Raw genomic sequence first — 23,882 nt, forward strand, 5'->3', positions numbered from 1 at the left:
AAAGCGGCAATCGTTCCTGGTCTATGGATTGTCGGCATAGGCCTTGACCAGATCGAACAGATAGTCGCGGCCGACATAGACCGAGCGCGCTTCCATCCGTTCGTTGAGGCCGTGCGCGCCATTTCCGTCGGGGTCGCCCCACATGCCGGGAACGCCGTAGGTCGGAATTCCGACCGCCCCCAGGAAGGTGGCATCGGTGTAGCCGTTCGCCATCGACGGAATGACCTTCAGCCCCGGCCAATATCTGTCGACGAGCGACTGCATCGGCCCGATCACTTTGGCGTCGAGAGGCGGAGCGGGCGGCGCGGGGCGCTTTGGCGGCAGTTGCGTCACGGTAACGCCCGGATCGTCGATGATCCGTTCGAGCTCGGCCTTGATCTCTTCGATCGGATGGCCGGGAAAGATGCGGCAGTTGATATTCGCGCCCGCCCGCTGGGGCAGCGCGTTTGCAGCGTGGCCGCCGTCGAGCAAGGTCGCGACGCAGGTGGTACGCAGGTTCGAATGAAGGAAGCGGTCGGTATTGGCGACCGCTTCGGCTTCCTTGTCGGCAGGGTCACGGGCGAGCGCGACCATCGCGCTGCCGATCGCATCGCCGCGTACCGCGCCCGCCTCGGCAAAGTAGCGGCGCGTCGTATCGGTCATTTCGAGCGGAAATTCATACGCTTCGATCTTCGCCAGGGCGTGCGCGAGCTGATAGATGGCATTGTCGGGCACTGGAACCGAACTGTGCCCGCCGGGGTTGCGCGTTTCGAGGCGGAAATTGGCGAAGGTTTTCTCTCCGACCTGCACCGTCTGCCCGATTACCTTTCCCTTGCCGTCGCTGTCGCCGCCACCGCCCTCGTTGAGCGCAAATTCGGCGTCGATCAGGTCGCGCCTGTTCGCGGCGAGCCATTCGGCACCATTGAAGGCACCGTTGGTTTCTTCGCCGCACGTCAAGGCGACCTTGACCGTGCGTTTGGGCCGGTACCCCTGTTTCTTGAACCGGATCAGCGTGTCGATCCACACCGCGGCCTGCGCCTTGTCGTCGGCGGTCCCGCGACCGTAGAAATAGCCGCCTTCCTCGATCATCTTGAACGGGTCGCGCGTCCAGTCCTCGCGCTTGGCCTCGACGACATCGATATGCGCGATCAGCAGCAGCGGCTTTGCGCGTCGCGACGTGCCCGGATAGACGGCGACCAGGCCGCCTTCCTTTGGATGGTCGGGCGCGGCGAAAAGCGTAAGCTGGCCGTCGGCGAAACCCGCCGCCTTCAACCGCGTCGCCATCCGTTCGGCCGCGAGCGTGCAGCTTCCCGACGAGAGCGTCGTGTCGGTTTCGACAAGGTCGCGATAGAGATCGCGAAAGGCGATCCGGTCGGCGCGCAAGGGGGCTTGCTGGGCGCTCGCGGGGGCAGCGACGACGCCCAGAGACAACAACAACGCGGCCGACAGTTTCATGGCAATCCCCCTGTTTCGGACGCGCAGCGGAGCAGAAACGATCGCGTGCCGCAAGTCCATCGCTTTCGCTTGCGCGCCGCGCCGCTTTCGCGCAAGCGCGGGACGGGAGAGAGGAGAGACAGTGGCAAGTATCGAAGACGATCCGCCGGGGCCGCTGGCCCGGTTGGTACGCGCCGCGATGCTGTGGTTCTATCGCCGTCAGGGCTGGACCGCGGTGGGCGATGTGCCCGAGCCCCGGCGCTTCATCATCATCGCGGCGCCGCACACCAGCAATTGGGATTTCCTCTATTATCTGGGCCTGACCGCCGACAAGGGTATTCGCCCGCATTTCATGGGCAAGCTGTCGTTGTTCAAATGGCCGATCGGCGGTTTCATGCGCCAGATGGGCGGTATTCCCGTCGACCGGTCGGGAGGGCTGAACAATGTCGAGCAGATGGTGTCCGAATTTGCGCGCCGGCGCGAGTTCATGCTGACCGTCGCGCCCGAAGGGACGCGGGGCAAGGCGAAGAAGTGGCGCACGGGCTTTTACCATATCGCCGTGGCGGCCAAGGTGCCGATGGTGGTGGGACTGATGGATTATGGCCGCAAGACCGGTGGCCTGGGGCCGCTGATCTGGCCGACCGGCGACTTTCGGGCCGACATGGAAAAGGTGCTGTCCGTCTATCGCGACTGTACCCCGAAGCATCCCGACCGTGCAGTCCGCTCGATTTCGGATATAGTAGGGGACATGGAAGGAGCGATGACATGACAGGCGTCCTGCAGGTTCTGGCGGTGAATTTCGCCGGCTTGCTGCTCGTGATCCTGGCATTGTGGGCGATTGCGCGGGCGATTCGCGACGTGTCGTTCGTCGACGCGTTCTGGGCGTTCGGCATGGTTCTGCTCGCCTGGGGCACGGTGTTGCAGACCGGCATCGACGGCCAGCGCACCCAGATGATCTTATTGCTCGTTTCGATCTGGGGCGTGCGCCTGGCACTCCACCTGTTCCTCCGCTGGCGCGCCGAGGGCGAGGATCCGCGCTATCGAAAGATCCTGGCCAACGTCACGGAATCGCGTGGCTGGAGCTGGGATCGCGCGGCGTTGCTGTCGGTGTTCCTGATGCAGGCACCGTTGCTGTTCGTCACCTGCCTGCCCGCGCAGCTCGGTCTCTACGCGAGCGCAACGGGGCTGTCGGCGGCGATGGGGACGCTCGCGCGGATCGGCGCGTTGCTCGCCGTGATCGGCATCGCCTTTGAAAGCATCGGCGACCTGCAACTCGCGGCCTTTCGCAAGAACCCCGCCAACCGCGGGCGGGTGCTCGACACCGGCCTGTGGCGGTACACGCGGCACCCCAATTATTTCGGCGATGCGCTGACGTGGTGGGGATTGTGGATGATCGCGGCCGATGCGGGGCCGGGAATCGCGCTGGCAAGCCTGGTCGGGCCGGTTTTCCTGACCTTTACGCTGACGCGCTGGTCGGGCAAGCCGATGCTCGAACGCGGGCTGCGTAAATCGCGTCCCGATTACGCCGACTATGTCCAGCGCACCTCCGGATTCATCCCGTGGCCGCCAAAGCCTCGCGCGATCAAGGTCTAGGCGGCGCGCCGGTCCCCGCCGACGCGGCGGCGCTTGGCGATGCCCCGCGCATCCGCGCCATCCTGACCGATGCCGCGCGCGAAGGGCGCAGCGTCAGCTATTCCGAACTTCTCGGCGAACTCGGGTTTCGCTTCACGCGTCCGAAGATGCGTGCGCTTTGCAAGACGCTTGGCGAAGTCGACCGGCTGTGCGCCGCCGAGGGCGAGCCCGACCTCGCGGTGCTGGTCGTGCGCGAAAGCGACAGATTGCCCGGACAGGGATGGTGGGTCGGCGGTACCGCGCTGCTGCTCGGTTACGACGGACCGTGGGAAGGCGCCGCAGCGGCCGCGTTCACCCGCGAGCAGCAGCAACTCGCCTTCGACCATTGGGCCGATCGCTAGGTTCATGATCTAGCCGGCCCTCGCCGCATCTTGCCTGCGTGTCGTACTTGCGGCAGATATGGCATGGGTCGTGCCATTTAAACTGGGGGACGGGGTGCATGCCGGGGGCAATTGCGGGCGCGGTGCCGACGATGGCGCTGGCGCTTTTCGTCGTGGGATCGGTCGTCGTAATCATCATGCTCTATCGCGCACTGGGCCGCGCGCGCGAGGCGCGGCGGGTGGCTGAGGTCAAGCTGGAGATCGTGGAGTTCATAGCCGAGGTAGGGACGTGGGACTTTGCCGCCGACCGGCGCAGCATCGACCTGTCGCCGCAGGCCTTTGCGATTTTCGCCCGCCCGCCCGCGAAGGGCGCGATGGAGGTGGAGGAGGCGATCGCCTATTATCACGCCGAGGACCGCGACATGGTTCGCGCGGCGTTCGATCGCGCGCTGAGCGAGGGCGACGATTTCGAATATCATGCCCGCGTCGTCGATGAATCGGGACGGCTGCGCTATGTCCTCGCGCGCGGGGCAGCGCGCTTTCGCGACGGCGCGATCAGCGGAGTCTTCGGGTCGATCATCGAAATGCGCGGGCCGTGGCAACGCGTGCCCGACCGCGCCTTCGCCGACCAGCGTTAAGGCGGCGCGCGTGCGGGCGCCCTATTTGACGAGCCCGATCTCGCGCAGCCGCTGTTGCAGATATTCATCGGCGGTGATCGGCGCGGGGTACAGGTCGGGGTGCCCGGCGTCGATGCAGCTTTCCAGCGTTTCGATTCGATAATCCGACCGGAAATGCAGGAAAAACGGCATCGAATAGCGCGCGACGCCGGCGCGGCCCGCGTCCGGGTTGCGGACGCGGTGCGTCGTCGAGGGTAGGCGATTGTTGGTCAGGCGTTGCAGCATATCACCGACATTGACCGCCATCGCGCCGGGCGGCGGCGAAACGGGCAGCCAGCTTCCATCCTTGTCGAGGATCTCGAGCCCGGCTTCCTCGGCGCCGAGGAGCAGCGTGATCGTGTTGATGTCCTCGTGCGCTTCGGCGCGGATGCCTTTCGCGGGGGCTTCGACCGGCGGATAGTGGAGCAGGCGCATCACGCTGTTGCCGTCGAGCACCGTGTCGTCGAAGAAATCGGGAGCGAGGCCAAGGTAGCGGGCGATGCCCGACAGCAGCTGGCCCCCGACGCGGTCGAATTCGGCGAACAGGGTTTCGAAGGTCGCGCGGAAGCCGTCGACTTCGCCGGGCCAGATATTGTTGGGCTGTTGCGCCGCGAGCCGGTGTCCCGCGGGCAGGTCGCGGCCGACGTGCCAGAATTCCTTTAGGTCGACATCCTTGGCGCCCTTGGCGATTTCGGTGCCGAACGGCGTATAGCCGCGCGCTCCGCCGCCGCCGGCGATATGATAGGCGCGCTTGGCCTCGTCGGGCAGGGCGAAAAAGGCCTTCGCCTTGGCCCAGGCCCGGTCGATCAGGTCCGGGGCGATGCCGTGGTCGGTGATCATCGCGAATCCGAACCGTTCGAAGGAGGCACCGAAATCCTGCGCGAAACGATCGGCGGGCAGCGACATGGAAATGACGGGAACGGCGGCAGTCATGCTGTAAAATCCATTTGATCGAGGCTGTGGCGCACCGTGCCGAAGCTTTGGCGGCGCGTCTTTGACAGGAATCGGGATTTAGGCGTTCGGGCGCTTGCGCGAAAGGGAAAAAGGCGGTTTCCCCTTTGCCAGCCCTCGGCTAAGCCCCGCGGCATGGGCAAGCAATATTGGCTGATGAAATCCGAACCCGACGCGTATAGCTGGGACGACCTTATCCGCGATGGCAGCGGTATCTGGGACGGCGTGCGCAATCACACCGCCAAGCAGAATATGCAGGCGATGAAGGTCGGCGACGAGGCGCTTTTCTATCACAGCAACATCGGCAAGGAATGCGTCGGGATCGTCCGGATCGTCGAAGCGGCCTTTCCCGACCCGACCGCCGACGCGGGCTCGCCGTGGGTGGTGGTGCGCGTCGAACCGGTCCGCAAGCTGGCGCACCCGGTCACGCTGAAGGCGATCAAGGCCGACCCGAAATTGACCGAGATGGAACTGATCCGCCAGTCGCGCCTGTCGGTCGCGCCGGTGCGTGCCGCCGAATGGCAGCATATCCTGAAGATGTCTGAAAAATCAGAAAATTAGGTCCCGGCCCCGGCCCCGGACTCAGCTGCCCAGCGTCGCTTGCAAATGACTCGCGACCGACGGGTGGAGCGGTTCGATGAATTCGCAGCCGTAATTATTGCCGTCGGCGCGGCGAACGACCGCTTCGCGCGGCTGCAGGCCGGGCAGGCTGACCCATATGCGCTTGCCGATCGCCTGATGCGAATAGGTGAACATGCGAAAGCCGTTCGAAGACAGGTCGAACAACTCGGCGTCGAACGGGTTCTGGCCGGCCTCGCGAAAGCGTGCGCGACCGTCGACCGACGCGCGCTCGGCCCGGCGGGCATTGGAAGACGAGAGAGAGAAACCATTAGTGTCGGGCACGACCGTTCGACCTTCGATCCGTTTCGATTCGGGGCAGTTTTACGCGGAGGCTGGTTACCGAAACCTCAAAGACCATCCTGAAAACTGATGGTTAAGGCGGCGTTGGTCCCATTTTGAGCAGGTGGCCGGGATAGGGCACGACCAGCGCCGACGCCTCGCGCCAGTCGGCCGCGAGCCAGCGCGCATGATCTTCGGGGTGCAGGATCAGCGGCATGCCATCCACGTCCTCGCGCTCGAGCGGACCACTGGGCTCGCTGGTCAATATTGCAAAACTCGGCCAATCCTCTCCCTGACGATGGATGCCGGCGAAGGCGAATACCGGCTGGCCGGGCAGCGAAACCCAGCGCTGCATCCTCGCGCCGGCCCGCCCCGACCAGACGGCGAAGGCAGTCGCGGGGACCAGGCAGCGAAGCTCTGGATGGCGCAAGGTGCCGATCCAGAACGGGCTTTGCAGGTTGCGCACCGACGTGACCGGCCGGGTGCCGCGCGGCGGCGGCGGGACGCCCCAGAGCTTTGGGCGCAGGGCGGGGCGAATGCCCGGACGAGCGCCGCCCACGACGACGGGAGCGGGCCGTCCGGGGGCGACATAATCGCCCGTCCACGGATCGGAGCCCGCGTCCGCCCCCAGCGCCGCCGCGATCGCCGATGCGGGCGCGTCGAGGCGATAGAGCATCATCCGCGGTTCAGTCGGGGCGGACGCGGCCGCGCATCGCCTTGACCGAGCCGCGCGCCTTTTTGCCTTCGATCCGCCGCGCCTTGGCCGCCTTGCTCGGCTTGGTCTTGATCCGTCGTTCGGGGCGTTTGAGCGCGGCATCGATCAGATCGGCAAGGCGCTGGCGGGCATCGGCGCGGTTCGCCTCCTGCGTGCGAAAGCGGCGCGCGAGAATCACGAGCTCGCCGTCGACGGTGAGCCGGCTTCCCGCCAGCGCCTTCAGGCGGCGCCAGGCATCGGGGGGCAGGCCGAGCGCGAACACGTCGACGCGAAGCTGGCAGGCGGTCGCGACCTTGTTGACATTCTGGCCCCCCGGTCCGGAACCGGCGAGAAAGCGTTCCGAAATGGCGCTGTCGGGGATATCAGCCACGGGTCGGGGCGGCGCCCTCGGGCGGCGAAAAGCCGAGCGCGGCGAAGCGGTCGGGAAAGGGAGCCTCGGCGACGATCGGAGGCTTTGTGCCGCGCGCCACGACCAGACGCTCGGCGTGAAGCAAGGTGCGATCGCGCGCCTGGCCGGCGCCATAGACGGGGTCTCCGGCGATCGCGAAGCCCAGCCCTTCGAGGGCATGGACGCGAAGCTGGTGGGTGCGGCCGGTTTCGGGGCGAAAGCGAAGCAGCGTGCGGCCGTCGGCGACGGCGAGCTTTTCCCAATGCGATACCGATGGCTTGCCTTTGGGGTCGCCCACCATTCGCCACCCGCGCTCGGCGGTCGACACCTTGGCGAGCGGAAGGTCGATGGTGCCGCTGTCGGCATCGGGGACGCCGTCGAGGATCGCGAGATACTGTTTTTGGACCTCGCGGCCCTCGAACGCGCGGGTGAAGCGCCCATGCGCCTTCGGGTTGCGGGCGAGGAGCAGGCAACCCGATGTGTCGCGGTCGAGGCGATGAACGGCGAGCGGCCACCGCTTGAAGCCGAACCGCAGGCTGTCGAGATGATTTTCGAGGCTGAGGCTGCCGTCGCGCGGCGCGTCGACCGGCAGCCCGTCGGGCTTGTCGATCACAAGCGCCTCGCCGTCGAGGAAGAGAATGCGATCGGAAAGCAGCATGCGCCCGCCTATAGGGCGGCGGCCCCGCTCCCGAAAGCGTAAACGTCCATCGCCAACAGCGCATAGGTCGTGCTGGCGTGAAGCCGCTGCGCGCGGAGGCCCCCGATATCCGACCCTGCACCCATCGCGACGAACAGCGGCAGGATATGATCGGGCGTCGGATGGTTGTCGCGGCCGTAGGGCGCCCGTTCGACGGCATGGAGAACATCGTCGATCGCGCCGGCGCTCAGGCGCTCGGCGACCCAGTCGGCGAAGCTCGATACCCAGAGGGGGGCCGGGGCGTCGATCGGAGGGCGCGACGCCATCAGCACGCGCAGATTGTGGGTCAGGCTGCCCGATCCGATGACCAGCACCCCTTCGTCGCGCAGCGGCGCAAGCGCGCGGCCGAGGTCATAATGCCATTCGGGGGGTGCGTCGGACGCGATCGACATCTGGACGACGGGAACGTCGGCGCCCGGATAGAGCAGCGAAAGCGGAACCCAGGCGCCGTGATCGAGCCCGCGGTCGGGGTCCGCCACGACCTCCAGCCCATGACCGGCGCACAGTTCGACGACATGCTGCGCCAGCTGTGGGTCGCCCGGCGCCGGGTAGCGCATCGCGAAGAGTTCGTCGGGAAAACCGCTGAAATCGTGGATGGTAGCTGGCGTGGCGGCGGCGGTGACGGTCGCCCGGCCGCCCTCGAACCGCGCGTCGTGATGCGCCGAGACGATCAGGACAGCGCGCGGCCGGGGCAGGTGGGCGCCCAGCCCGGCGAGAAAATCCCGCGCCGGACTGGGCTCGAGCGCCATCATCGGCGAGCCGTGGGAGAGGAAGAGGCTCGGAAGGCGCTGCACCGGATCAGGCCGAGAGCTTCCCCGCCGTCCTGGCGACCCGTTCGCCGAGATAGCGCGCGCCGCCAAGATCGGCTTCGCTCGGCCGACGCGATCCGTCGCCGTCGGCGATGGTGGTCGCGCCATAGGGCGCGCCGCCCTTCACCTCGTCGACGCCCATCTGGTCGGCATAGCCATAGTCGAGGCCGACGATCGTCATGCCGAAATGCAGCAGATTGGTCAGGATGCTGAACAGCGTCGTTTCCTGCCCGCCGTGCTGCGAGGCGGTTGAGGTAAAGGCCGCGCCGACCTTGCCATTGAGCAGGCCCTGCGCCCAGACGCCGCCGGCGGTGTCCCAGAAGCTCGCCATCTGGCTCGCCATCCGCCCGAATCGCGTCGGCGAGCCGACGACGATCGCGTCATAGTCGGTCAGATCCTTTGGATCGCCGAGCAGCGGATGCGCGGTGTCGGTCTTGAAGCCCGCCGCCTCGACCACCGCGTCGGGCGCGGTTTCGGCGACGCGGCGAATGTCGACCTCTGCGCCTGCGGCGCGCGCGCCTTCGGCGACGGCGTCGGCCATCTGCTCGATATGACCGTAACTCGAATAATAGAGCACCAAAACCTTTGCCATGTGCTTGTCCTTTCAGTCGGGAGGGAAAAGGGGGTGGGCCGCCGCCGCAAGGGAGGGGGGTGGCGGCGGCCCGGGGGGGGCTCGTCAGAGGCTGTCGACGAGCACGAGTTCGGCGTCGTCGACCGCTTCGACCTCGATGCGATCGAGATCGCGGATCGCGATACCGTCGCGCGGGCCGGCGTCTTTGCCGTTGACGCGAATGCGGCCCTTGGCGGCGACCAGATAGGCATGACGCCCCGCGCCGAGATCATAGGCGATGCGGTCGCCGGCATTCACCGTCGCTGCGGCGACGCGGGCATCGGCCCGGATGGGCAGCGCCCCGGAGCCTTCGACGTCGCCGTCGATCCCGCTGGCCAGCGTCACGAACTGGCCCGAACGGTCGGCTTTCGGGAATTGCCGCGCACCCCAGCCGGGATTGCCGCCGGCGCGATCGGGAATGATCCAGATCTGGAACAGCGTCGTCTCCTCGTCCTCGAGGTTGAACTCGCTGTGGGTGACGCCGGTGCCCGCGCTCATCACCTGGACGTCGCCCGCCGCGGTGCGGCCGGCGTTGCCCATCGAATCGCGGTGGCTGATCGCGCCGGTGCGGACATAGGTGATGATCTCCATGTCGCGGTGCGGATGCGGCGGAAAGCCGGACTGCGCCGCGATCGCGTCGTCGTTCCAGACGCGAAGCGCCCCCCAGCCCATGCGGTCGGGGTCGTGGTAGTTGGCGAAGGAGAAGTGGTGACGGGCGTCGAGCCAGCCATGATTGGCGTGACCCAGCGTATCGAATTTGCGGATGTCGATCATCGGATATGCCTTTCGCTCGCGCCGCCCCTGGCGAGGATGCCGGCGGCGCTGTGTTGTTGCAGCCAAGATAGCGATTGGGATTGTTTCTAAAATAGCTTAGATAGAAACAGATCGTTTCCATATGGAGATAGGCTGATGGCGCTCCCCGATTATGAAGGCTGGGCCTGTTTCGTCGCGGTGGCGGAGGCCGGGACCTTTACCGCGGCGGCGCGGTCGCTGGGGCTGTCGAAGGCGAGCGTGTCGAAGGCGGTGAGCCGGCTCGAAGCGTCGCTCGGGGTGACATTGCTCCACCGCAGCTCGCGCGTCGTCATGGTGTCGACGGCGGGCGAGGGGTTGCTCGGCGAGGCGCGGGCCATGGTCGCCGCCGCGACCGCCGCGACCGAGGCGGCGCGGGGCGACCGGGTCGATCTGGCCGGTCCGATCCGGCTTGCGGCACCGATGAGCTTTGGGATCAAGGTGCTCGGGCCGCCGCTCGCCGCCTTCATGGCCGCGCATCCCGCCGTCGAGATCGAACTGACGCTGAGCGATGCGCGGCAGGACCTGCTCGCCGAGGGGCTCGATCTGGCGCTGCGGATTGCGCCGCTCGACGATTCGAGCTTGCTCGCGCGCACGATCGCCCCGGTCGCCGCGTCGGTGATGGCCAGCCCCGCCTATCTCGAGCGGCACGGCAGGCCGCGCCATCCGCTCGATCTCGCGGCGCACCGGCTCGTCGGCTATGGCCATCGCGAACGCGCGCGACCGCTGCATTTCCACCGCGATCGCGAGGAGGCAACGGTCGTGCCGGCCGGGCCGCTGTTCACCAACAACGGCGACGTGATGATCCCGCTGCTCGTCGCGGGGGGCGGGATCGCGGTGCTGCCCGATTTCATCGCCGACGCCGAACTGGCGTCGGGGGCGCTGGTCCGCATCCTGTCCGACTGGTCGCTCCCGCAGGCGTGGCTGCACCTCCTGTCGCCGCCCTCGCGGCTTCGCCCGGCGCGCGTCCGGGCCTTGTCGGACCACCTCGTCGACACGCTAAAGCGAAGCTGTACGGGACGCGACTCGCCGGATTCAGGCGATTAAATCAAAATTAACCTTTTCCCTTCATTTGTTTCATGGTTAATATTCCGGCAGTCCCGAACGGGGGCTCGTCGGCATCGCAGAATGATCGCGCGGCGGGTCGCGGGATCATCGTGGGAAACAGCTAAGGGGTGCCCAATGCGCGTATTGCTGATCGAGGACGAGCCGACGACCGCGAAGGCGATCGACACGATGCTCACCACCGAGGGCTTCAACGTCTATACGACCGATCTGGGCGAGGAAGGCCTCGATCTGGGCAAGCTCTATGATTACGACATCATCCTGCTCGACCTGAATCTGCCCGACATGCACGGCTATGACGTGCTCAAGAAGCTGCGCACCGCGAAGGTGCAAACGCCGGTTCTGATCCTGTCGGGCATTTCGGAAATGGATTCGAAGGTGCGCTCGTTCGGCTTTGGCGCCGACGACTATGTCACCAAGCCGTTCCATCGCGACGAGCTGGTCGCCCGCATCCACGCGGTCGTCCGCCGTTCCAAGGGCCACAGCCAGAGCGTCATCAAGACGGGCAAGCTCGCGGTCAACCTCGACACCAAGACGGTCGAAGTCGATGGCGTGCGCGTGCACCTGACCGGCAAGGAATATCAGATGCTCGAGCTGCTGAGCCTCCGCAAGGGGACGACGCTGACCAAGGAAATGTTCCTGAACCACCTGTACGGCGGGATGGACGAACCCGAGCTCAAGATCATCGACGTCTTCATCTGCAAGCTGCGCAAGAAGCTCGCGCTGGCGTGCGGCGGCGACAATTATATCGAGACGGTCTGGGGCCGCGGCTATGTGCTGCGCGACATCGACGACGAGGGCAACGAGGTGCGCCGCGTCGCCTGACGCGCGCCCGAACGCATCACAACGGGGACCCGGCGCGGAGCGATCCGCGCCGGTTTTCTTTTGTCCAGGGTCCCGACCCTATTCCTGTCGATGGCGGCCGTAATGCCCCGGCAGGGGGGCGCTGATGCCGAGGCCGGGGCGCCAGGTCGATAATTTGGGCGCCGGGACGATCTGGAAGTCGGCCTTGCTGTCGGTCGTCACGAGTTCGTCGCCATGCGCGCCGCGCAGGCGCCCGGTTTCGATCGGATGGTCGGTTTCCAGCCCGAACCGGGTGTCGGCAACCCAGCGGACGGTGCCGATCATCGGCTGATGGCCGGGCATATAGAGCGTTACCCGCTCGCCGATCTGCATCATGTGGGGCGCTTTGCCGCCGACCCCGGTCTTCGATACGTTGCGGATTGTCACGTCGAACCGGCCGAGCCGCTCGCAGCCGAGCGACGCCTTCACCAGTCGCGCCTGGCGCGGCTGGCGTTTTTCGGCTTCGGCCGTTGAGGCGATATCGGCCTCTGGGTTGGACATCGGCGACCCAATTCCTGCCGCCTGTCACCCACGCCAGGCGGTTATTGTGGTCCCATTCCCGCCTCTAAACGAAGAAGGTAAATATTCGTATAGCGCCTTTGGAAAGCATTTCGCCCGATCGACGCCGGCCCGGCGCGCGCGGGCGCCGGGCCGGTGCTGACCCTAACGCAGGCCCGAAAAATCGATGTCGTGAATGCGGCCGTAGCGGATCTCGCACGAGAATTTGCCGCGATCATAATATCCGCCGCGGCCCCAACGGCCGCGATAGCCGTCGCGCACGACGACGCGCCCTTTCACCTTGTACCCGTCGCGCTTGCGGTCGATCTTCGTCACCTGGGTGACATCGGCGCGGCCATAGCGGCTCGCGCTGCGTTCGACGGCGCCGACGCACTGGTTCACGGCGCTGCGGCTGCCGCCATAGCGATTATAATCATATCCATAGCCGCGGCGCGGGTCGCCGTAGCGACCGCGATGACGGCCATCGTAGCGGTCGTAGCGATCATTGTCCGATGCAAGGATCGCCGCAAGGCCGCCGAGCACGACGGCGCCCGCGATGATCTCTCCGGCGCCGATGCCGTCGTGGTCGTAGCGGTCGCGCGCCATTGCGGGCGCCGCGCTCATCATCGCGCCGGCGGCGGCCGCACCGACGGCGGCCTTGGTCAAAGAGGTCCTGATTGTCCGAGCCATGGGTCTGGTCTCCTGCTGTTGGGGCGGCGCGACAGTCGCGAGCCTGTTGCAGAGCTTTTACCCAATGGCGGGTGACATGGTGCTGAACCCCGCGCTTATCTGGCGTTCAGGCGCGGTGCGGGGGCGGTTCGGCCGCACGCGTCGACCGTCGCGCAGCGCAAACCAGGCGTGGTATAAAAAAACGGGCGCTTCGCCGGTCTGGCGAAGCGCCCTGCGCAAGCTCTGTAATCGGCAAGGTGTCAGTTGATCCGGACGTCGGTGACCCGGCCGTTCTGATAGGTGCAGCCGAAACTGCGCGTCCGCGCGCCCGGTTGCGACAGGGTGCCGGCGACATACCAGCCATAGCCCTGGTCGGGACGCGTGCCGGTAATGCTTTCGACGCGGGAGCCGTCGCCCATCTCGGCCTCGGCGGCCCAACTGCACGCGTCGGCAGCGCGTTGTTCGACCTCGCCGTTACCGTAAGCTGCGTCCTGCGGCCGCACGTCATAGCGCGGCTGGCCGTCGTCGTAATAGCCGGTGTCGCGCGGTTCGTCGCGATAGGGCGGTTCATAGCGATCGTTGTCGCTGCGGTCCTTGCTCGCGGCGCTCGCGATCGCGGCGATCGCGCCGATAACGAACAGGCCGCCGATGACGTCGCCCGCATCGATGCGATCGTGATCGCGATATCCCCAGCCGCCATGATGATGACGCCCTCGCGCTTCGGCGGGCGTCACGCCGAGGCCCAGGCTGGTCAGAACGACCGCGGCTGCCGCGGTCACGCCGGTAAATCTGCGCATCGTTCGATGCTCCCACTAGGCGGGCGAGAGGTCGTGCCCGATGGGACGGACAATAGGCATGCCATGCTTTCGCGTGGCTGAACCGTCCCAACGACAAAGGCCCGCCACCCCCAGGGCGACGGGCCTTCACCTGCTTGCATCGCCCCCTGTCAGCAGACGCAGCGCACTTTCGGTTTGGGTTTCGGCTTCCACCGCTTCTTGGGCACGTAACGCTTTCGCACCGGAACCGTCTCGTAATAGGTCCGGGTGGTCGTCTCGACCGTTTCGGTCACGACGGGCGGGCCGTTGATGATCGTCGTGACGACGACACCGGGCGAATACCAGCCATAGCCTCCATAAGCGTAGCCATAGCCGTGACCGCCGCCGGGATAGGCGGCCGAATAATAGCCACCGGGATAGCCGCCTCCATAATATTCGCTGCGGCTGGCCCACCAGCTTTCACATTTCCTGCGGTCGGCTTCGCTGCCGATCGCGGCGCCCGCAAGGGCCCCGACGCCGCCGCCGATAAGCGTGCCGGCCGTGCGATCGCCGCGGCCCGCGATGCGGTTGCCGGCGATTCCCCCCACCAGACCGCCGACAACCGCGCCGCCGACGGCATTGCCGTGGCCGCAACGGCGAAACATGTCCGCGTCTTCGCGAGGGTCGTAGCCGCCGCGATAGGCATGATCGGGACCCGGGGGCGGCGGGGCGTAGCCGACGCCCGGGCGTCCTTCCACCGTTCCTTCGTACACGCCGTCATAGCGGCGCCCGTCGGGCGATTCGTAGGTGCCGTCCCAACGGCCGGTCCAGCGACCGTCGGCATCATAGGTGCCGCTGTACACGGCGTCGGGCGGGGGCGGATAGCCGCCGCCGCGATATTCCACCTCGCTGGGCACGCGGTCGGGATAGCCGGTGTAGACGCGTTCGTCCGGCGAGACCGGGGCTCCGTAGTCGAGCGACGGCGACGGCCCCTGGGCATGGGCTGCGTGGCCGGTGAGCAGCAAGGATCCGGTGGCGACGCCGAGAAGCAAGAGGGTGCGCATTGCTAAACTCCCTGTTCCGCGACCGCCGCAGGGCGCGACAACCGCTTGGTTAACAGCTTGTTAGCAAAATCGGCGGTTTTCGGCGAATCCGTTAACCCTCCAATGCACGTCCCATTTTGGGCCACATCAGGCGCCGGCGAACGCGTCCGCGATCCGTGCGATCAACGCTTCGGCGCCGGCCTGGTCGGCACTGGTAAAGCGGCCCGCATCCGGGCTGTCCAGATCGAGCACGCCGACCAACCGGCCGGCTGCGACGATCGGAACGACCAGTTCGCTGCGGCTGTCGGCGTCGCACGCGATATGGCCGGGAAAGGCGTGAACATCGTCGACCCGCTGGCTCGCGCGCAGGCGCGCTGCCGCCCCGCAGACGCCCTTGTCGAGCGGGATGCGGATACAGGCCGCCTTGCCCTGGAAAGGACCGAGCACCAGTTCGGTCCCGTCGAAGCGATAGAAGCCGGCCCAGTTGAGCCGGGGGATCGCCTGCCACACGAGCGCCGCGACATTCGCCATGTTGGCGATCGGATCGGGTTCGCCCGCGACGAGCGCGGCGGCGGCCTCGGCGGCCTCGGCCCACAGGGCTTCGGGATCGGTGGCGGTGAAGGCAAGGGCGTAGGACATGCTATTTCCTGTCGGGGCAGATGGAGGGACGGACCGGCATCGGCGCGGCGTCGCCGCGCCAGCTTAACCGGAAAACGACATATTGGGCGTCGTGATCCGAAAGGCGAGGCCCGTTCTTACCGTCGAACAGGGTCGCGACGGCAAGCGGCTCGACGCGCAGAGCGTCGCTGCTGCGATAGCCAAGCAGGTCGTAGGCCTGTCGCCAGGCGGCAGGGTCGGTCATGGCGGCCGGACGAGCCGCGAAGCCGGCGCCCTTGCCGGCGAGCCGGAATGCGGGGTCGCCGGCAAAGCGACCGATCCGGTCGCCCGCCCGGTAATTGTTGAAATCGCCGGCCGCGATCATCGCCGACTCCATCGGCAGATCCGTCAGGAACCGGTCGTTCTCGCGGGTCTGGAGCCGATGCGCCCGCTCGGCGCGGGCAATCCCGACCTTTGCGGGCTCGCGCGAGTTGCGGTGGGTGTTGAACAGGTAGAGCGGGGCCGGAGCGCCCGGCACCTGAATCGCGGCGCGGATCGCGCCCTTGTTCGACAGGCAATCATAGCCCGCGCAGCTGGTGGCGCCAAAGGCTTCGCTGGATGCGGCGGCGACGGGAAGGTCGGTGGCAATATAGAGGCCGCCGTCGAGCCATTTTCCGAGTCCCTCGCCCTTCCACCAGTGGGCGCCGTCGGCGAAGCGGACCGGTGACGGGGCGGTGGGAAGGTCGCGCACCGCATCGATCGCCGGGCCGGGGATCACCGAATCGAACCCCGCAGCGAGCGGAATGTGCGAGGCGTCAGGGATGAAGGCCTTGTGCAGAATCAGGATATCGGGCCCAAGCCCCGCCGCACGCCGCGCCGCGATCCAGTCGCCGATCCTGGCCAGCTGGGGCGCACGGCCGCTCCGAATCGGCCAAGGCAGGCCTTCGACGTTCCACAGCAGCACGCGAAGGCGCATCGCCCGGCGGCCGTTCGCCAGTGTTTCGACCGGCGGCAGCGCGGCCGGGTCGTAGCAGCCGGCGCGGCGTTCGACGCGTGCCGCGCCGCCGTCGGGCAGCATCGCCCCCGTCACCGCGGTCAGCCCGATCAGGACGAGTGCCGCGGCGGCGAGGACGCGGCCTATTCGACGCTCAGCCCGGTCCATTTCGCCGCGAAGGCATATTTGTCGGCAGCCTCCTCGATGATCTTGTCGGTCGGCTTGCCCGATCCGTGCCCGGCGCGCGTCTCGATACGGATCAGGTGCGGCCTGTCGCCGGCATCGGCGTGCTGGAGCGCGGCGGTATATTTGAAGCTGTGCCCCGGTACGACGCGGTCGTCGGTGTCGGCGGTGGTCACCAGGACCGCGGGATACGCCACGCCGTCGCGGATATTGTGATAGGGCGAATAGGTCAGAAGATTGCGGAAATCGGCCTCTTTCGACGGATAGCCGTAATCGTCGACCCAATAGCGCCCGGCGGTGAAGCGGTCGAAGCGGAGCATGTCCATCACCCCGACCGCGGGCAGCGCCGCGGCGAAGAGGTCGGGGCGCTGGTTGGTCACCGCGCCGACGAGCAGCCCGCCGTTCGATCCGCCCTCGATGGCGAGTTGGCCCTTGCCGGCAATTCCCTCGGCGGTCAGATATTCGCCCGCGGCGATGAAGTCGTCGAACACATTCTGCTTGTTGGCGAGGCGCCCGGCGTCGTGCCACGCCTTGCCATATTCGCCCCCGCCGCGCAGATTCGCGATCGCGAGTATCCCGCCCTTGTCGACCCACGCGAGCCGGGTGGGCGAGAAGCCGGGAGTGAGCGACACGTTGAAGCCGCCATAGCCATAGAGCAGGGTCGGCGAGCCCTTGCTGCGGTCGATGCCCTTTTTCATCACCACGAACATCGGCACCTCGGTCCCGTCCTTCGATTTGAAGAAACGCTGTTCGACCGAGAATTGCCTGGGGTCGAAGGTCAGCTTGGGCTCGGCGAAAATGCTGCTCTCCCCCGTGACGGTGTCGAGCCGATAGATGGTGGTCGGCCGCGCATAGCTGGAAAAGGCATAGAAGGTTTCCGGATCGCCGGGCTTGCCGCCGAACCCCGAAGCGGTGCCGATATCGGCAAGGTTGATGTTGGCGACCGGCTGGCCGCCCAGGGTCACCATTCGCGCCTCCGACTTCGCATCGCCAAGGTAGGACAGGATGATGCGGTTGCCGACCTGCGATGCGCCGACCAGCGTTGCCTCATTCTCCGCGACGAGCGGTTTGACCCGTTTCGGTTTGCGGATGTCCATAGCCACGACCCGCTGGCGCGGCGCATCCTTGTTGGTCAGGAAGATGAAAAGGGGGCCTTCGTTGCCGACATATTCCCAGTTGTTCGCGAAATCGTCGACGAGCGACTTCGGCTTTGCCGAGCGATCCGACAGGTCGTAGAGCGTCAGGCCATAGCGTTCATCGGTGCCCTGCGACGAGGTGACGAGCAGGTAGCGACCGTCGTCGGTCACCTGTGCGGTGTGATTGAGTGCCGGCCTGTCCGGGGTTGCGTGGATCAGCACGTCGGCGCTCTGCGGGGTGCCGAGCTTGTGGAAATAGACCGCCTGATTCTCGTTCAGCGACTGGAAGGTTTCATCGTCCTCCGGAGCCGGAAAGCGCGAATAGTAAAAACCGCTGCCGTCCGCGGCCCAGTCGAGCGCGGAGAATTTCACCCAGCGTATCTCGTCGGGCAGGTCTTCGCCGCTCGCGACGTCCTTGACGCGGACGATGCGCCAGTCGGTGCCGCCGTCCTGCACCGAGTAAAGAAGGTGCGTTCCATCCTTTGACGGTGTCCATTCGGCGAGCGCGGTCGCGCCGTCCTTCGCCCACAGATTGGGGTCGATGAGCACGCGGCCCTCGCCGTCCAGTCCGTCGCGGACATAGAGCACCGATTGCGGCTGGAGCCCGTCGTTGCGCGAATAGAAATAACGGTCGCCCGCCTTTTCGGGCAGGCCGAAACGCTCATAATTATAAAGCTCGGTCATCCGCCTGGCGAAGACGTCGCGGCCCGGCAATGTATGGAGATAGGCATCGGTGACCTTGTTTTCGGCCGCGACCCAGGCGGCGACCTTCGGATCGGTGCGGACGTCGTTTTCGAGCCAGCGATAGGGATCGGCGACATCGACCCCGAATTGCGTATCGACCGTGTCGCCGCGCGCGGTTGCGGGATAGGCAAGCGTGCCGGCCGGCGACGATGCGGCCGCATCCTCCGCGGCATGGGAGAGGCCGGGCGCGGCCATCAGTAGCGCCAGCGCAACGGGCGCGCGGAATTTCGGTCGGGACATGGCAAGGCGATCCTCATCTTTCGGGTAATAATCGTGCGCGCTACTGTAAGCATCGGCCGGGGACGGGCAAGCGGATTTGCGCGTACCTTGACCAGCCGGGCGGACACGAAAAAGGGCGGCGTCCATGCGGACACCGCCCTTTTCAATTTGTCGCTGAAAGCGCGGCTTACGCGTCTTCCAGATCCTCGTCGGTCAGCACCGGACCCGAATCCTGGCCCTTGGCATCGACGTCGCGATCGACAAATTCGATGACCGCCATCGGAGCCGCGTCGGAGGCGCGGATGCCGGCCTTGATGATGCGGGTGTAACCGCCATTGCGGTCCTTGTAGCGTTCGGCGAGCGTGTCGAACAGCTTGGTGAGCTGCGCGTCGTCCATCAGGCGGCTCTGCGCGAGACGGCGATTGGAGAGACCGCCACGCTTTGCCAGCGTGATCAGCTTTTCGACATAGGGGCGCAGTTCCTTCGCCTTCGCGACGGTCGTCGTGATCTGCTCATGCTTGATGAGCGAAGCCGACATGTTGCGGAACATCGCGATGCGATGCGCGCTGGTGCGCTGGAGTTTCCGGCCACCCGATTTGTGACGCATGATTTTATCCTTCGTTTGTCAGAGGGGCCGTTTCACGGAACCCCAAGCCAGGCTCGCTTGCGGGGGAGCCCATTCCCGTTTTGCGTCCCTCTCCCGTTGGGAGAGGGTTGCGAAGACTTGGCAACTTGTTGCCTAGTCGCCGCTGGGTGAGGGGGGCTCTATCGCGAGAGCGCGGAACCCCTCATCCAACTTCGCCTAGCCAGCCAGCTGGCAAGGCTTCGTATCCTTCTCCCAACGGGAGAAGGATGAAGATCAGCCCAGCAGCTCCTGTTCGAGCTTCTTGGCCATTTCCTCGATATTCTCGGGCGGCCAGCCGGGGATGTCCATGCCGAGGCGCAGACCCATCGACGAGAGCACTTCCTTGATCTCGTTCAGCGACTTGCGGCCGAAGTTCGGAGTGCGGAGCATCTCGGCCTCGGTCTTTTGAACCAGGTCGCCGATATAGATGATATTGTCGTTCTTCAGGCAGTTGGCGCTGCGGACCGACAGTTCGAGCTCGTCGACCTTCTTCAGAAGGAAGCGGTTGAGCTGGTTGACGTCCGACTCGTCGCTCGCCTGGCTCGGCGCGGCGACGCCGATCAGGCCGCTGTCGTTCATCGCCTCTTCGAAGTGGACGAAGACCTGGAGCTGGTCCTGGAGGATGCGCGCGGCATAGGCCACCGCGTCTTCCGGGGTCACCGTGCCGTCGGTTTCGACGGTCAGGTTCAGCTTGTCATAGTCGAGTTCCTGCCCGATGCGGGCATTCTCGACCTTGTAGGCGACCTGGCGCACCGGCGAATAGAGCGAGTCGACCGGGATCAGCCCGATCGGCGCATCGGCCGGACGGTTGCCGGTCGCAGGGACATAGCCCTTGCCGGTGTCGGCGACGAGCTCCATGTTCAGCGTCGCGCCCTCGTCGAGGTGGCAGATGACATGGTTCGGGTTCATCACCTTGATGTCGCCCGACACCATGATGTCGCCGGCCTTCACCGTCGCCGGACCGGTCGCCGAAAGCTGGAGCCGCTTCGGGCCTTCGCCTTCCATCTTGAGCGCGATTTGCTTCACGTTCAGGACGATGTCGGTCACGTCTTCGCGGACGCCGGCGAGGCTGCTGAATTCGTGCAGCACATTCTCGATCTTGATCGAGGTGATCGCAGCACCCTGGAGCGAGGAGAGCAGCACGCGGCGCAGCGCATTGCCGAGCGTCAGGCCGAAGCCGCGCTCAAGCGGCTCGGCGACAAAGGTCGCCTTGCGCTTGCCGTCGCTGCCGGCCTTGATTTCCAGGTTGCTGGGCTTCTTCAATTCCTGCCAGTTCCGGATGTTGACAGTCATGGACTTCCCTTTGCTTTTGGCGGGACGGGCGGGGGCTGGCTCCGGCCGGTCCGGCGTTAAAGAGTGTGGTCGGACGGCACCCCCGCGGCAGGGCACCGTTCCGAAAGCGGCGTCAGACGCGGCGGCGCTTGGCCGGGCGGACACCATTGTGCGGGATCGGGGTCACGTCGCGGATCGACGTGATGTGGAAGCCCACGGCCTGCAGCGCGCGCAGCGCCGATTCACGACCCGCGCCCGGGCCCTTCACTTCGACTTCCAGCGTGCGGACGCCATGTTCGGCGGCCTTCTTGCCAGCGTCTTCGGCGCAGACCTGCGCAGCATAGGGCGTCGACTTGCGGCTGCCCTTGAAGCCCATCATGCCGGCGCTCGACCAGGCGATGGCATTGCCCTGCGCGTCGGTGATGGTGATCATCGTGTTGTTGAAGGTCGCGTTGACGTGAGCAACACCCGACGAGATATTCTTGCGTTCGCGCCGACGAAGGCGCTGCGGTTCACGAGCCATTATGCTGTATCCTACCTAAATCCTGACGCTGGCCAGTGGCGGCGATGCCTGCGCACCGGCAGCGAAACAAGGAGGCACGCCCTGTGCTGGACGCGCCCTGTCCTTACTTCTTCTTGCCGGCGATCGGCTTCGCCTTGCCCTTGCGGGTGCGCGCATTGGTGTGCGTGCGCTGGCCGCGGACGGGAAGGCCCTTGCGATGACGCAGGCCGCGATAGCAGGCGAGGTCCATCAGGCGCTTGATGTTCATCGCCGTTTCACGGCGCAGGTCGCCTTCGACCGTATGGTCGGCGTCGAGCGCTTCGCGGATCTGCAGGACTTCGGCGTCCGACAGGTCCTGAATGCGGCGGCTGTGGTCGATGCCCAGCTTGTCGGCGATGTCGACGGCGGTCTTGCGACCGATGCCGTGGATATAGGTGAGCGCGATGATCACGCGCTTGTTGGTGGGCAGGTTGACGCCCGCGATACGTGCCATGTGATTCTTTCTCCTGCTCCACAGGGTTCGCTGGCAAACGAGCCCTATCTCAAAGCGTCTGTTTTCCAACGCAAAAAACGGACCACGAATACGCTGGAGCGTTTCGCCGTCCGGTCAGGCTGTTGGAATAGGGCGCAGTTAGGGTGAGTCGGGCAAATTGTCAAGCGTAGCGGCGGGGTTTCGCCGTGCGTTGCGGCAAGCCGATCCCATGCTTAGGACGCCGACGCCAACTCGGCGGCGCGGTCGTGCAGACGGGAGACGACGGCGCGGTGAATGCCGGGCGCACAGGCAATGACGCCGAAGGCCTGCGCGCGCGGGGTGTTGAAGGCCAGCGGCTCGCCGAACGCGTCGGTCACCGCCGCGCCCGCCTCGGTCGCGATCAGTGCCGCCGCCGCGACGTCCCACTCATAGCCCCAGCGCAGCGTCGCGACGAGGTCGGCGCGGTCGTCGGCGACGAGCGCCATGCGCAGCGCGATGCTGTTCGGCTTGGTCACCATGATCAGGTCGCGGTCGATCCTAGGCAGGCTGTCGGCGGGGACGCGAGCGCCGTCGAAGATCATCCGGCGGCTCGCACGCAAGGTTTCGCCGTTGAGCGTCGCGCCGCCGCCGCGCTGCGCGACCCACAATTCGTCGAGGGCCGGGGCATAGAGAACGCCGAGTTCGGGCGCGCCGTCGACGACGAGTGCGACCGATACGGCCCAGCCGGGGCGGCCGCGGATAAAGTCGCGCGTCCCGTCGATCGGGTCGACGCACCACATCGCGCGTCGCGACAGGCGTTCGTCGCTGTCGGCGGTTTCTTCGGACAGCCAGCCGGCTTCGGGCACCATCGCGCCGAGCACCGCCTTCAATCGTGCGTCGACTGCCAGATCGACATCGCTGACCGGATTGTTGTGCGACTTGTTCCAGACGTTCACCGCCCGGCCTTCGCCCCGCCAGCGGGCCATCGCCATGTCTCCGACCTCTCGCGTTGCCGCGATGACCGCTTCGAGATTGCGTGTGGCGATCACCGAACCCGCCTAGCTGCTTGCCACGGTCATGCCGTCGACGCGCAGCGTCGGCACGTTGACCGACTGACGAAAGGTCAGGTCGTCGGCGGGCACCAGCGCGCCGAACATGGCGAGGAGGTTGCCCGCGACGGTGAACTCGGCGATCGGTTCGGCCAGATGCCCGTCGCGGATGACGAAGCCCGATGCGCCCCGGCTATAGTCGCCCGTCACCGGATTGACCCCCTGACCGATCAATTCGGTAATATAAACGCCGGTGCCGATGTCCGCCATCAGCGCGTCCGGGGTTACCGCGCCGGGGGCGAGGTGCAGGTTGCTCGCACTGACCCCCGACGCGCCTCCGCCCCGGCTGGCGTGTCCGGTCGGCGTCAGGCCGAGCTGGCGCGCCGAGGCGGTGTCGAGCAGCCAGCCGGTGACCTTGCCGCCCGCGACGATATCGCGCGCCGCGGTCGGCAGGCCCTCGCCGTCGAATGCGCGGCTGCGCAGTCCGCGCGGACGATGCGGTTCGTCGCGGATCAGGATCGCGGGGTCGAACAATTGCTCGTCTTCCTTGCCGAGCAGGAAACTGGTGCGTCGCGCGATCGACGGTCCGGCGATCGCCCCGAGAAGGTGGCCCAGCAGGCTCGATCCGACACGCGGATCGAACACGACGGGCAGCTTTCCGACCGGCGCCTTGCCGGGGTTCAGCCGGCGTACCGCGCGCGCGCCGGCGCTGGCGCCGATCTGTTCGGCGCTTTCGAGATCGGACAGATGATGCGCGCTGTGCCAGTCGTAATCGCGCTGCATCGCGGCGCCCTCGCCGGCGATCACGCTCGCCGAGAGACTGTGCCCGCTCGCGCCATAGCCGCCGGCGAAACCGTGGCTGGTGACCAGCGCGAAGCGGGTGCGGCTGTGGCTCGCGGTGCCGCCTTCGCTGTTGGTCACGCCTTCTACCGCACGCGCCGCGGCTTCGACCGCCAGCGCGGTCTCGCGCAGCGCTTGCGGGTCGGCTTCGCTGCCGTCATCGAGGTCGAAGTCGGGGACCGGGCCCTTGAACAGCAAGCCTTCGGGGGCGAGACCCGCATAGGGATCCTCGGGCGCCTCGCGCGCCATCGCCACGCAGCGGTTCACAAGCTTTTCAAGCTCGCCCGCATCCATGTCGGCGGTCGATACGCTGGCGCTGCGGGTTCCGACGAATACGCGCAGCGAAATATCCTGGCCTTCGGAGCGTTCGACATCCTCGAGTTCGCCCAGGCGCATCGAGACCGACGTCGCGGCGTTGCAATAATAGAGCGCATCGGCGGCGTCGGCGCCGGCCTTGGTCGCGGTGTCGCAGAGAAGCTGCGCACGGTCGAGGGCTTCGGAAACGGTGAGCATCGCC

Annotated in this window: 29 protein-coding genes; 7 read left to right on the forward strand and 22 right to left on the reverse strand. The window is 66.4% G+C overall.

What is annotated here, in order from left to right; translation table 11 throughout:
* Positions 1-21: 21 nt before the first annotated feature.
* Positions 22-1,434, reverse strand: a complete 1,413-nt coding sequence (locus AC58D2_RS14780) for a M20/M25/M40 family metallo-hydrolase (protein WP_497391647.1) — start codon at positions 1,432-1,434, stop codon at positions 22-24.
* A 121-nt stretch (positions 1,435-1,555) separates the two neighbouring features.
* On the opposite strand from AC58D2_RS14780, the gene AC58D2_RS14785 reads away from it, so the two are divergent.
* The 4 genes from AC58D2_RS14785 (at position 1,556) to AC58D2_RS14800 (ending at position 4,003) form a co-directional block, all read left to right on the forward strand.
* Positions 1,556-2,182, forward strand: a complete 627-nt coding sequence (locus AC58D2_RS14785; protein ID WP_497391649.1) for a lysophospholipid acyltransferase family protein — start codon at positions 1,556-1,558, stop codon at positions 2,180-2,182.
* On the forward strand, positions 2,179-3,006 hold the full coding sequence (locus AC58D2_RS14790) for a DUF1295 domain-containing protein (RefSeq protein WP_497391651.1): 828 nt from the start codon (positions 2,179-2,181) through the stop codon (positions 3,004-3,006). Before AC58D2_RS14785 ends, AC58D2_RS14790 begins: the two co-directional genes overlap by 4 nt.
* On the forward strand, positions 2,973-3,386 hold the full coding sequence (locus tag AC58D2_RS14795; protein ID WP_497391653.1) for a ribose-phosphate pyrophosphokinase: 414 nt from the start codon (positions 2,973-2,975) through the stop codon (positions 3,384-3,386). The genes AC58D2_RS14790 and AC58D2_RS14795 overlap by 34 nt, the downstream gene beginning before the upstream one ends.
* 98 nt (positions 3,387-3,484) lie before the next feature.
* On the forward strand, positions 3,485-4,003 hold the full coding sequence (locus AC58D2_RS14800; RefSeq protein ID WP_497391655.1) for a PAS domain-containing protein: 519 nt from the start codon (positions 3,485-3,487) through the stop codon (positions 4,001-4,003).
* A 21-nt stretch (positions 4,004-4,024) separates the two neighbouring features.
* On the opposite strand, the gene AC58D2_RS14805 is transcribed toward AC58D2_RS14800, so the two are convergent.
* Positions 4,025-4,954: an isopenicillin N synthase family dioxygenase gene (locus AC58D2_RS14805; protein WP_497391657.1), complete on the reverse strand. Its 930-nt coding sequence runs from the start codon at positions 4,952-4,954 to the stop codon at positions 4,025-4,027.
* Positions 4,955-5,107: 153 nt separating this feature from the next.
* Here AC58D2_RS14805 and AC58D2_RS14810 point away from each other — a divergent pair, with 153 nt between their 5' ends.
* The gene (locus tag AC58D2_RS14810) at positions 5,108-5,533 is read left to right on the forward strand and encodes an EVE domain-containing protein (protein ID WP_497391659.1); all 426 of its coding nucleotides are present in this window, start codon (positions 5,108-5,110) and stop codon (positions 5,531-5,533) included.
* Between the two features lie 21 nt (positions 5,534-5,554).
* Here AC58D2_RS14810 and AC58D2_RS14815 read toward each other — a convergent pair whose 3' ends face one another.
* The 7 genes from AC58D2_RS14815 to AC58D2_RS14845 all read right to left on the reverse strand — a co-directional run bounded on the left by AC58D2_RS14815 (position 5,555) and on the right by AC58D2_RS14845 (position 9,865).
* The gene (locus AC58D2_RS14815; protein ID WP_497391661.1) at positions 5,555-5,875 is read right to left on the reverse strand and encodes a PilZ domain-containing protein; all 321 of its coding nucleotides are present in this window, start codon (positions 5,873-5,875) and stop codon (positions 5,555-5,557) included.
* A 91-nt stretch (positions 5,876-5,966) separates the two neighbouring features.
* A complete protein-coding gene (locus tag AC58D2_RS14820; RefSeq protein WP_497391663.1) occupies positions 5,967-6,551 on the reverse strand; it encodes an SOS response-associated peptidase family protein in 585 nt (194 codons plus the stop codon).
* 7 nt (positions 6,552-6,558) lie between these two features.
* Entirely contained in the window at positions 6,559-6,957 is a 399-nt protein-coding gene (gene arfB, locus AC58D2_RS14825; RefSeq protein WP_497391665.1) for an alternative ribosome rescue aminoacyl-tRNA hydrolase ArfB, read from the reverse strand.
* Positions 6,950-7,633, reverse strand: coding sequence for an RluA family pseudouridine synthase (locus AC58D2_RS14830; protein ID WP_497391667.1), 684 nt, complete (start codon positions 7,631-7,633; stop codon positions 6,950-6,952). Before AC58D2_RS14830 ends, arfB begins: the two co-directional genes overlap by 8 nt.
* Positions 7,634-7,641: 8 nt before the next feature.
* The gene (locus AC58D2_RS14835; RefSeq protein ID WP_497391669.1) at positions 7,642-8,466 is read right to left on the reverse strand and encodes a dioxygenase family protein; all 825 of its coding nucleotides are present in this window, start codon (positions 8,464-8,466) and stop codon (positions 7,642-7,644) included.
* A gap of 4 nt (positions 8,467-8,470) precedes the next feature.
* Positions 8,471-9,073, reverse strand: a complete 603-nt coding sequence (wrbA, locus tag AC58D2_RS14840) for an NAD(P)H:quinone oxidoreductase (RefSeq protein ID WP_497391671.1) — start codon at positions 9,071-9,073, stop codon at positions 8,471-8,473.
* An 84-nt stretch (positions 9,074-9,157) separates the two neighbouring features.
* Complete coding sequence (locus AC58D2_RS14845) at positions 9,158-9,865, reverse strand: pirin family protein (protein WP_497391673.1); 708 nt, start codon at positions 9,863-9,865, stop codon at positions 9,158-9,160.
* Positions 9,866-10,000: 135 nt separating this feature from the next.
* On the opposite strand from AC58D2_RS14845, the gene AC58D2_RS14850 reads away from it, so the two are divergent.
* Both AC58D2_RS14850 and ctrA read left to right on the forward strand, forming a co-directional pair.
* On the forward strand, positions 10,001-10,927 hold the full coding sequence (locus AC58D2_RS14850) for a LysR family transcriptional regulator (RefSeq protein WP_497391675.1): 927 nt from the start codon (positions 10,001-10,003) through the stop codon (positions 10,925-10,927).
* A 135-nt stretch (positions 10,928-11,062) separates the two neighbouring features.
* A complete protein-coding gene (gene ctrA, locus AC58D2_RS14855) occupies positions 11,063-11,770 on the forward strand; it encodes a response regulator transcription factor CtrA (RefSeq protein ID WP_497391677.1) in 708 nt (235 codons plus the stop codon).
* Between the two features lie 78 nt (positions 11,771-11,848).
* Here ctrA and AC58D2_RS14860 read toward each other — a convergent pair whose 3' ends face one another.
* From AC58D2_RS14860 to AC58D2_RS14920, 13 genes are all read right to left on the reverse strand, one after another.
* On the reverse strand, positions 11,849-12,289 hold the full coding sequence (locus AC58D2_RS14860; protein WP_494227335.1) for a PilZ domain-containing protein: 441 nt from the start codon (positions 12,287-12,289) through the stop codon (positions 11,849-11,851).
* A gap of 162 nt (positions 12,290-12,451) precedes the next feature.
* A complete protein-coding gene (locus AC58D2_RS14865; protein WP_497391680.1) occupies positions 12,452-12,976 on the reverse strand; it encodes a hypothetical protein in 525 nt (174 codons plus the stop codon).
* Between the two features lie 239 nt (positions 12,977-13,215).
* Positions 13,216-13,752: a hypothetical protein gene (locus AC58D2_RS14870; RefSeq protein ID WP_497391682.1), complete on the reverse strand. Its 537-nt coding sequence runs from the start codon at positions 13,750-13,752 to the stop codon at positions 13,216-13,218.
* Between the two features lie 149 nt (positions 13,753-13,901).
* Positions 13,902-14,774 (reverse strand): glycine zipper 2TM domain-containing protein, encoded by an 873-nt coding sequence (locus AC58D2_RS14875; RefSeq protein WP_497391684.1) that lies wholly within the window; start codon positions 14,772-14,774, stop codon positions 13,902-13,904.
* A gap of 126 nt (positions 14,775-14,900) precedes the next feature.
* Entirely contained in the window at positions 14,901-15,392 is a 492-nt protein-coding gene (locus AC58D2_RS14880) for a GAF domain-containing protein (RefSeq protein WP_497391686.1), read from the reverse strand.
* A 1-nt stretch (position 15,393) separates the two neighbouring features.
* Positions 15,394-16,512: an exonuclease/endonuclease/phosphatase family protein gene (locus AC58D2_RS14885; RefSeq protein WP_497391688.1), complete on the reverse strand. Its 1,119-nt coding sequence runs from the start codon at positions 16,510-16,512 to the stop codon at positions 15,394-15,396.
* Entirely contained in the window at positions 16,488-18,647 is a 2,160-nt protein-coding gene (locus AC58D2_RS14890; RefSeq protein ID WP_497391690.1) for a prolyl oligopeptidase family serine peptidase, read from the reverse strand. Before AC58D2_RS14890 ends, AC58D2_RS14885 begins: the two co-directional genes overlap by 25 nt.
* Positions 18,648-18,813: 166 nt before the next feature.
* The gene (rplQ, locus tag AC58D2_RS14895; protein WP_497391692.1) at positions 18,814-19,233 is read right to left on the reverse strand and encodes a 50S ribosomal protein L17; all 420 of its coding nucleotides are present in this window, start codon (positions 19,231-19,233) and stop codon (positions 18,814-18,816) included.
* A gap of 252 nt (positions 19,234-19,485) precedes the next feature.
* Positions 19,486-20,544 (reverse strand): DNA-directed RNA polymerase subunit alpha, encoded by a 1,059-nt coding sequence (locus AC58D2_RS14900; protein ID WP_497391694.1) that lies wholly within the window; start codon positions 20,542-20,544, stop codon positions 19,486-19,488.
* 112 nt (positions 20,545-20,656) lie between these two features.
* The gene (gene rpsK / locus AC58D2_RS14905; protein ID WP_003040416.1) at positions 20,657-21,046 is read right to left on the reverse strand and encodes a 30S ribosomal protein S11; all 390 of its coding nucleotides are present in this window, start codon (positions 21,044-21,046) and stop codon (positions 20,657-20,659) included.
* 103 nt (positions 21,047-21,149) lie between these two features.
* The gene (rpsM, locus tag AC58D2_RS14910) at positions 21,150-21,518 is read right to left on the reverse strand and encodes a 30S ribosomal protein S13 (RefSeq protein WP_497391697.1); all 369 of its coding nucleotides are present in this window, start codon (positions 21,516-21,518) and stop codon (positions 21,150-21,152) included.
* A gap of 212 nt (positions 21,519-21,730) precedes the next feature.
* Positions 21,731-22,522, reverse strand: coding sequence for an inositol monophosphatase family protein (locus tag AC58D2_RS14915; RefSeq protein WP_497391787.1), 792 nt, complete (start codon positions 22,520-22,522; stop codon positions 21,731-21,733).
* Between the two features lie 12 nt (positions 22,523-22,534).
* Positions 22,535-23,878 (reverse strand): TldD/PmbA family protein, encoded by a 1,344-nt coding sequence (locus tag AC58D2_RS14920; RefSeq protein WP_497391699.1) that lies wholly within the window; start codon positions 23,876-23,878, stop codon positions 22,535-22,537.
* Positions 23,879-23,882: the final 4 nt, after the last annotated feature.

The organism is Sphingopyxis sp. CR5, assembly GCF_059693785.1.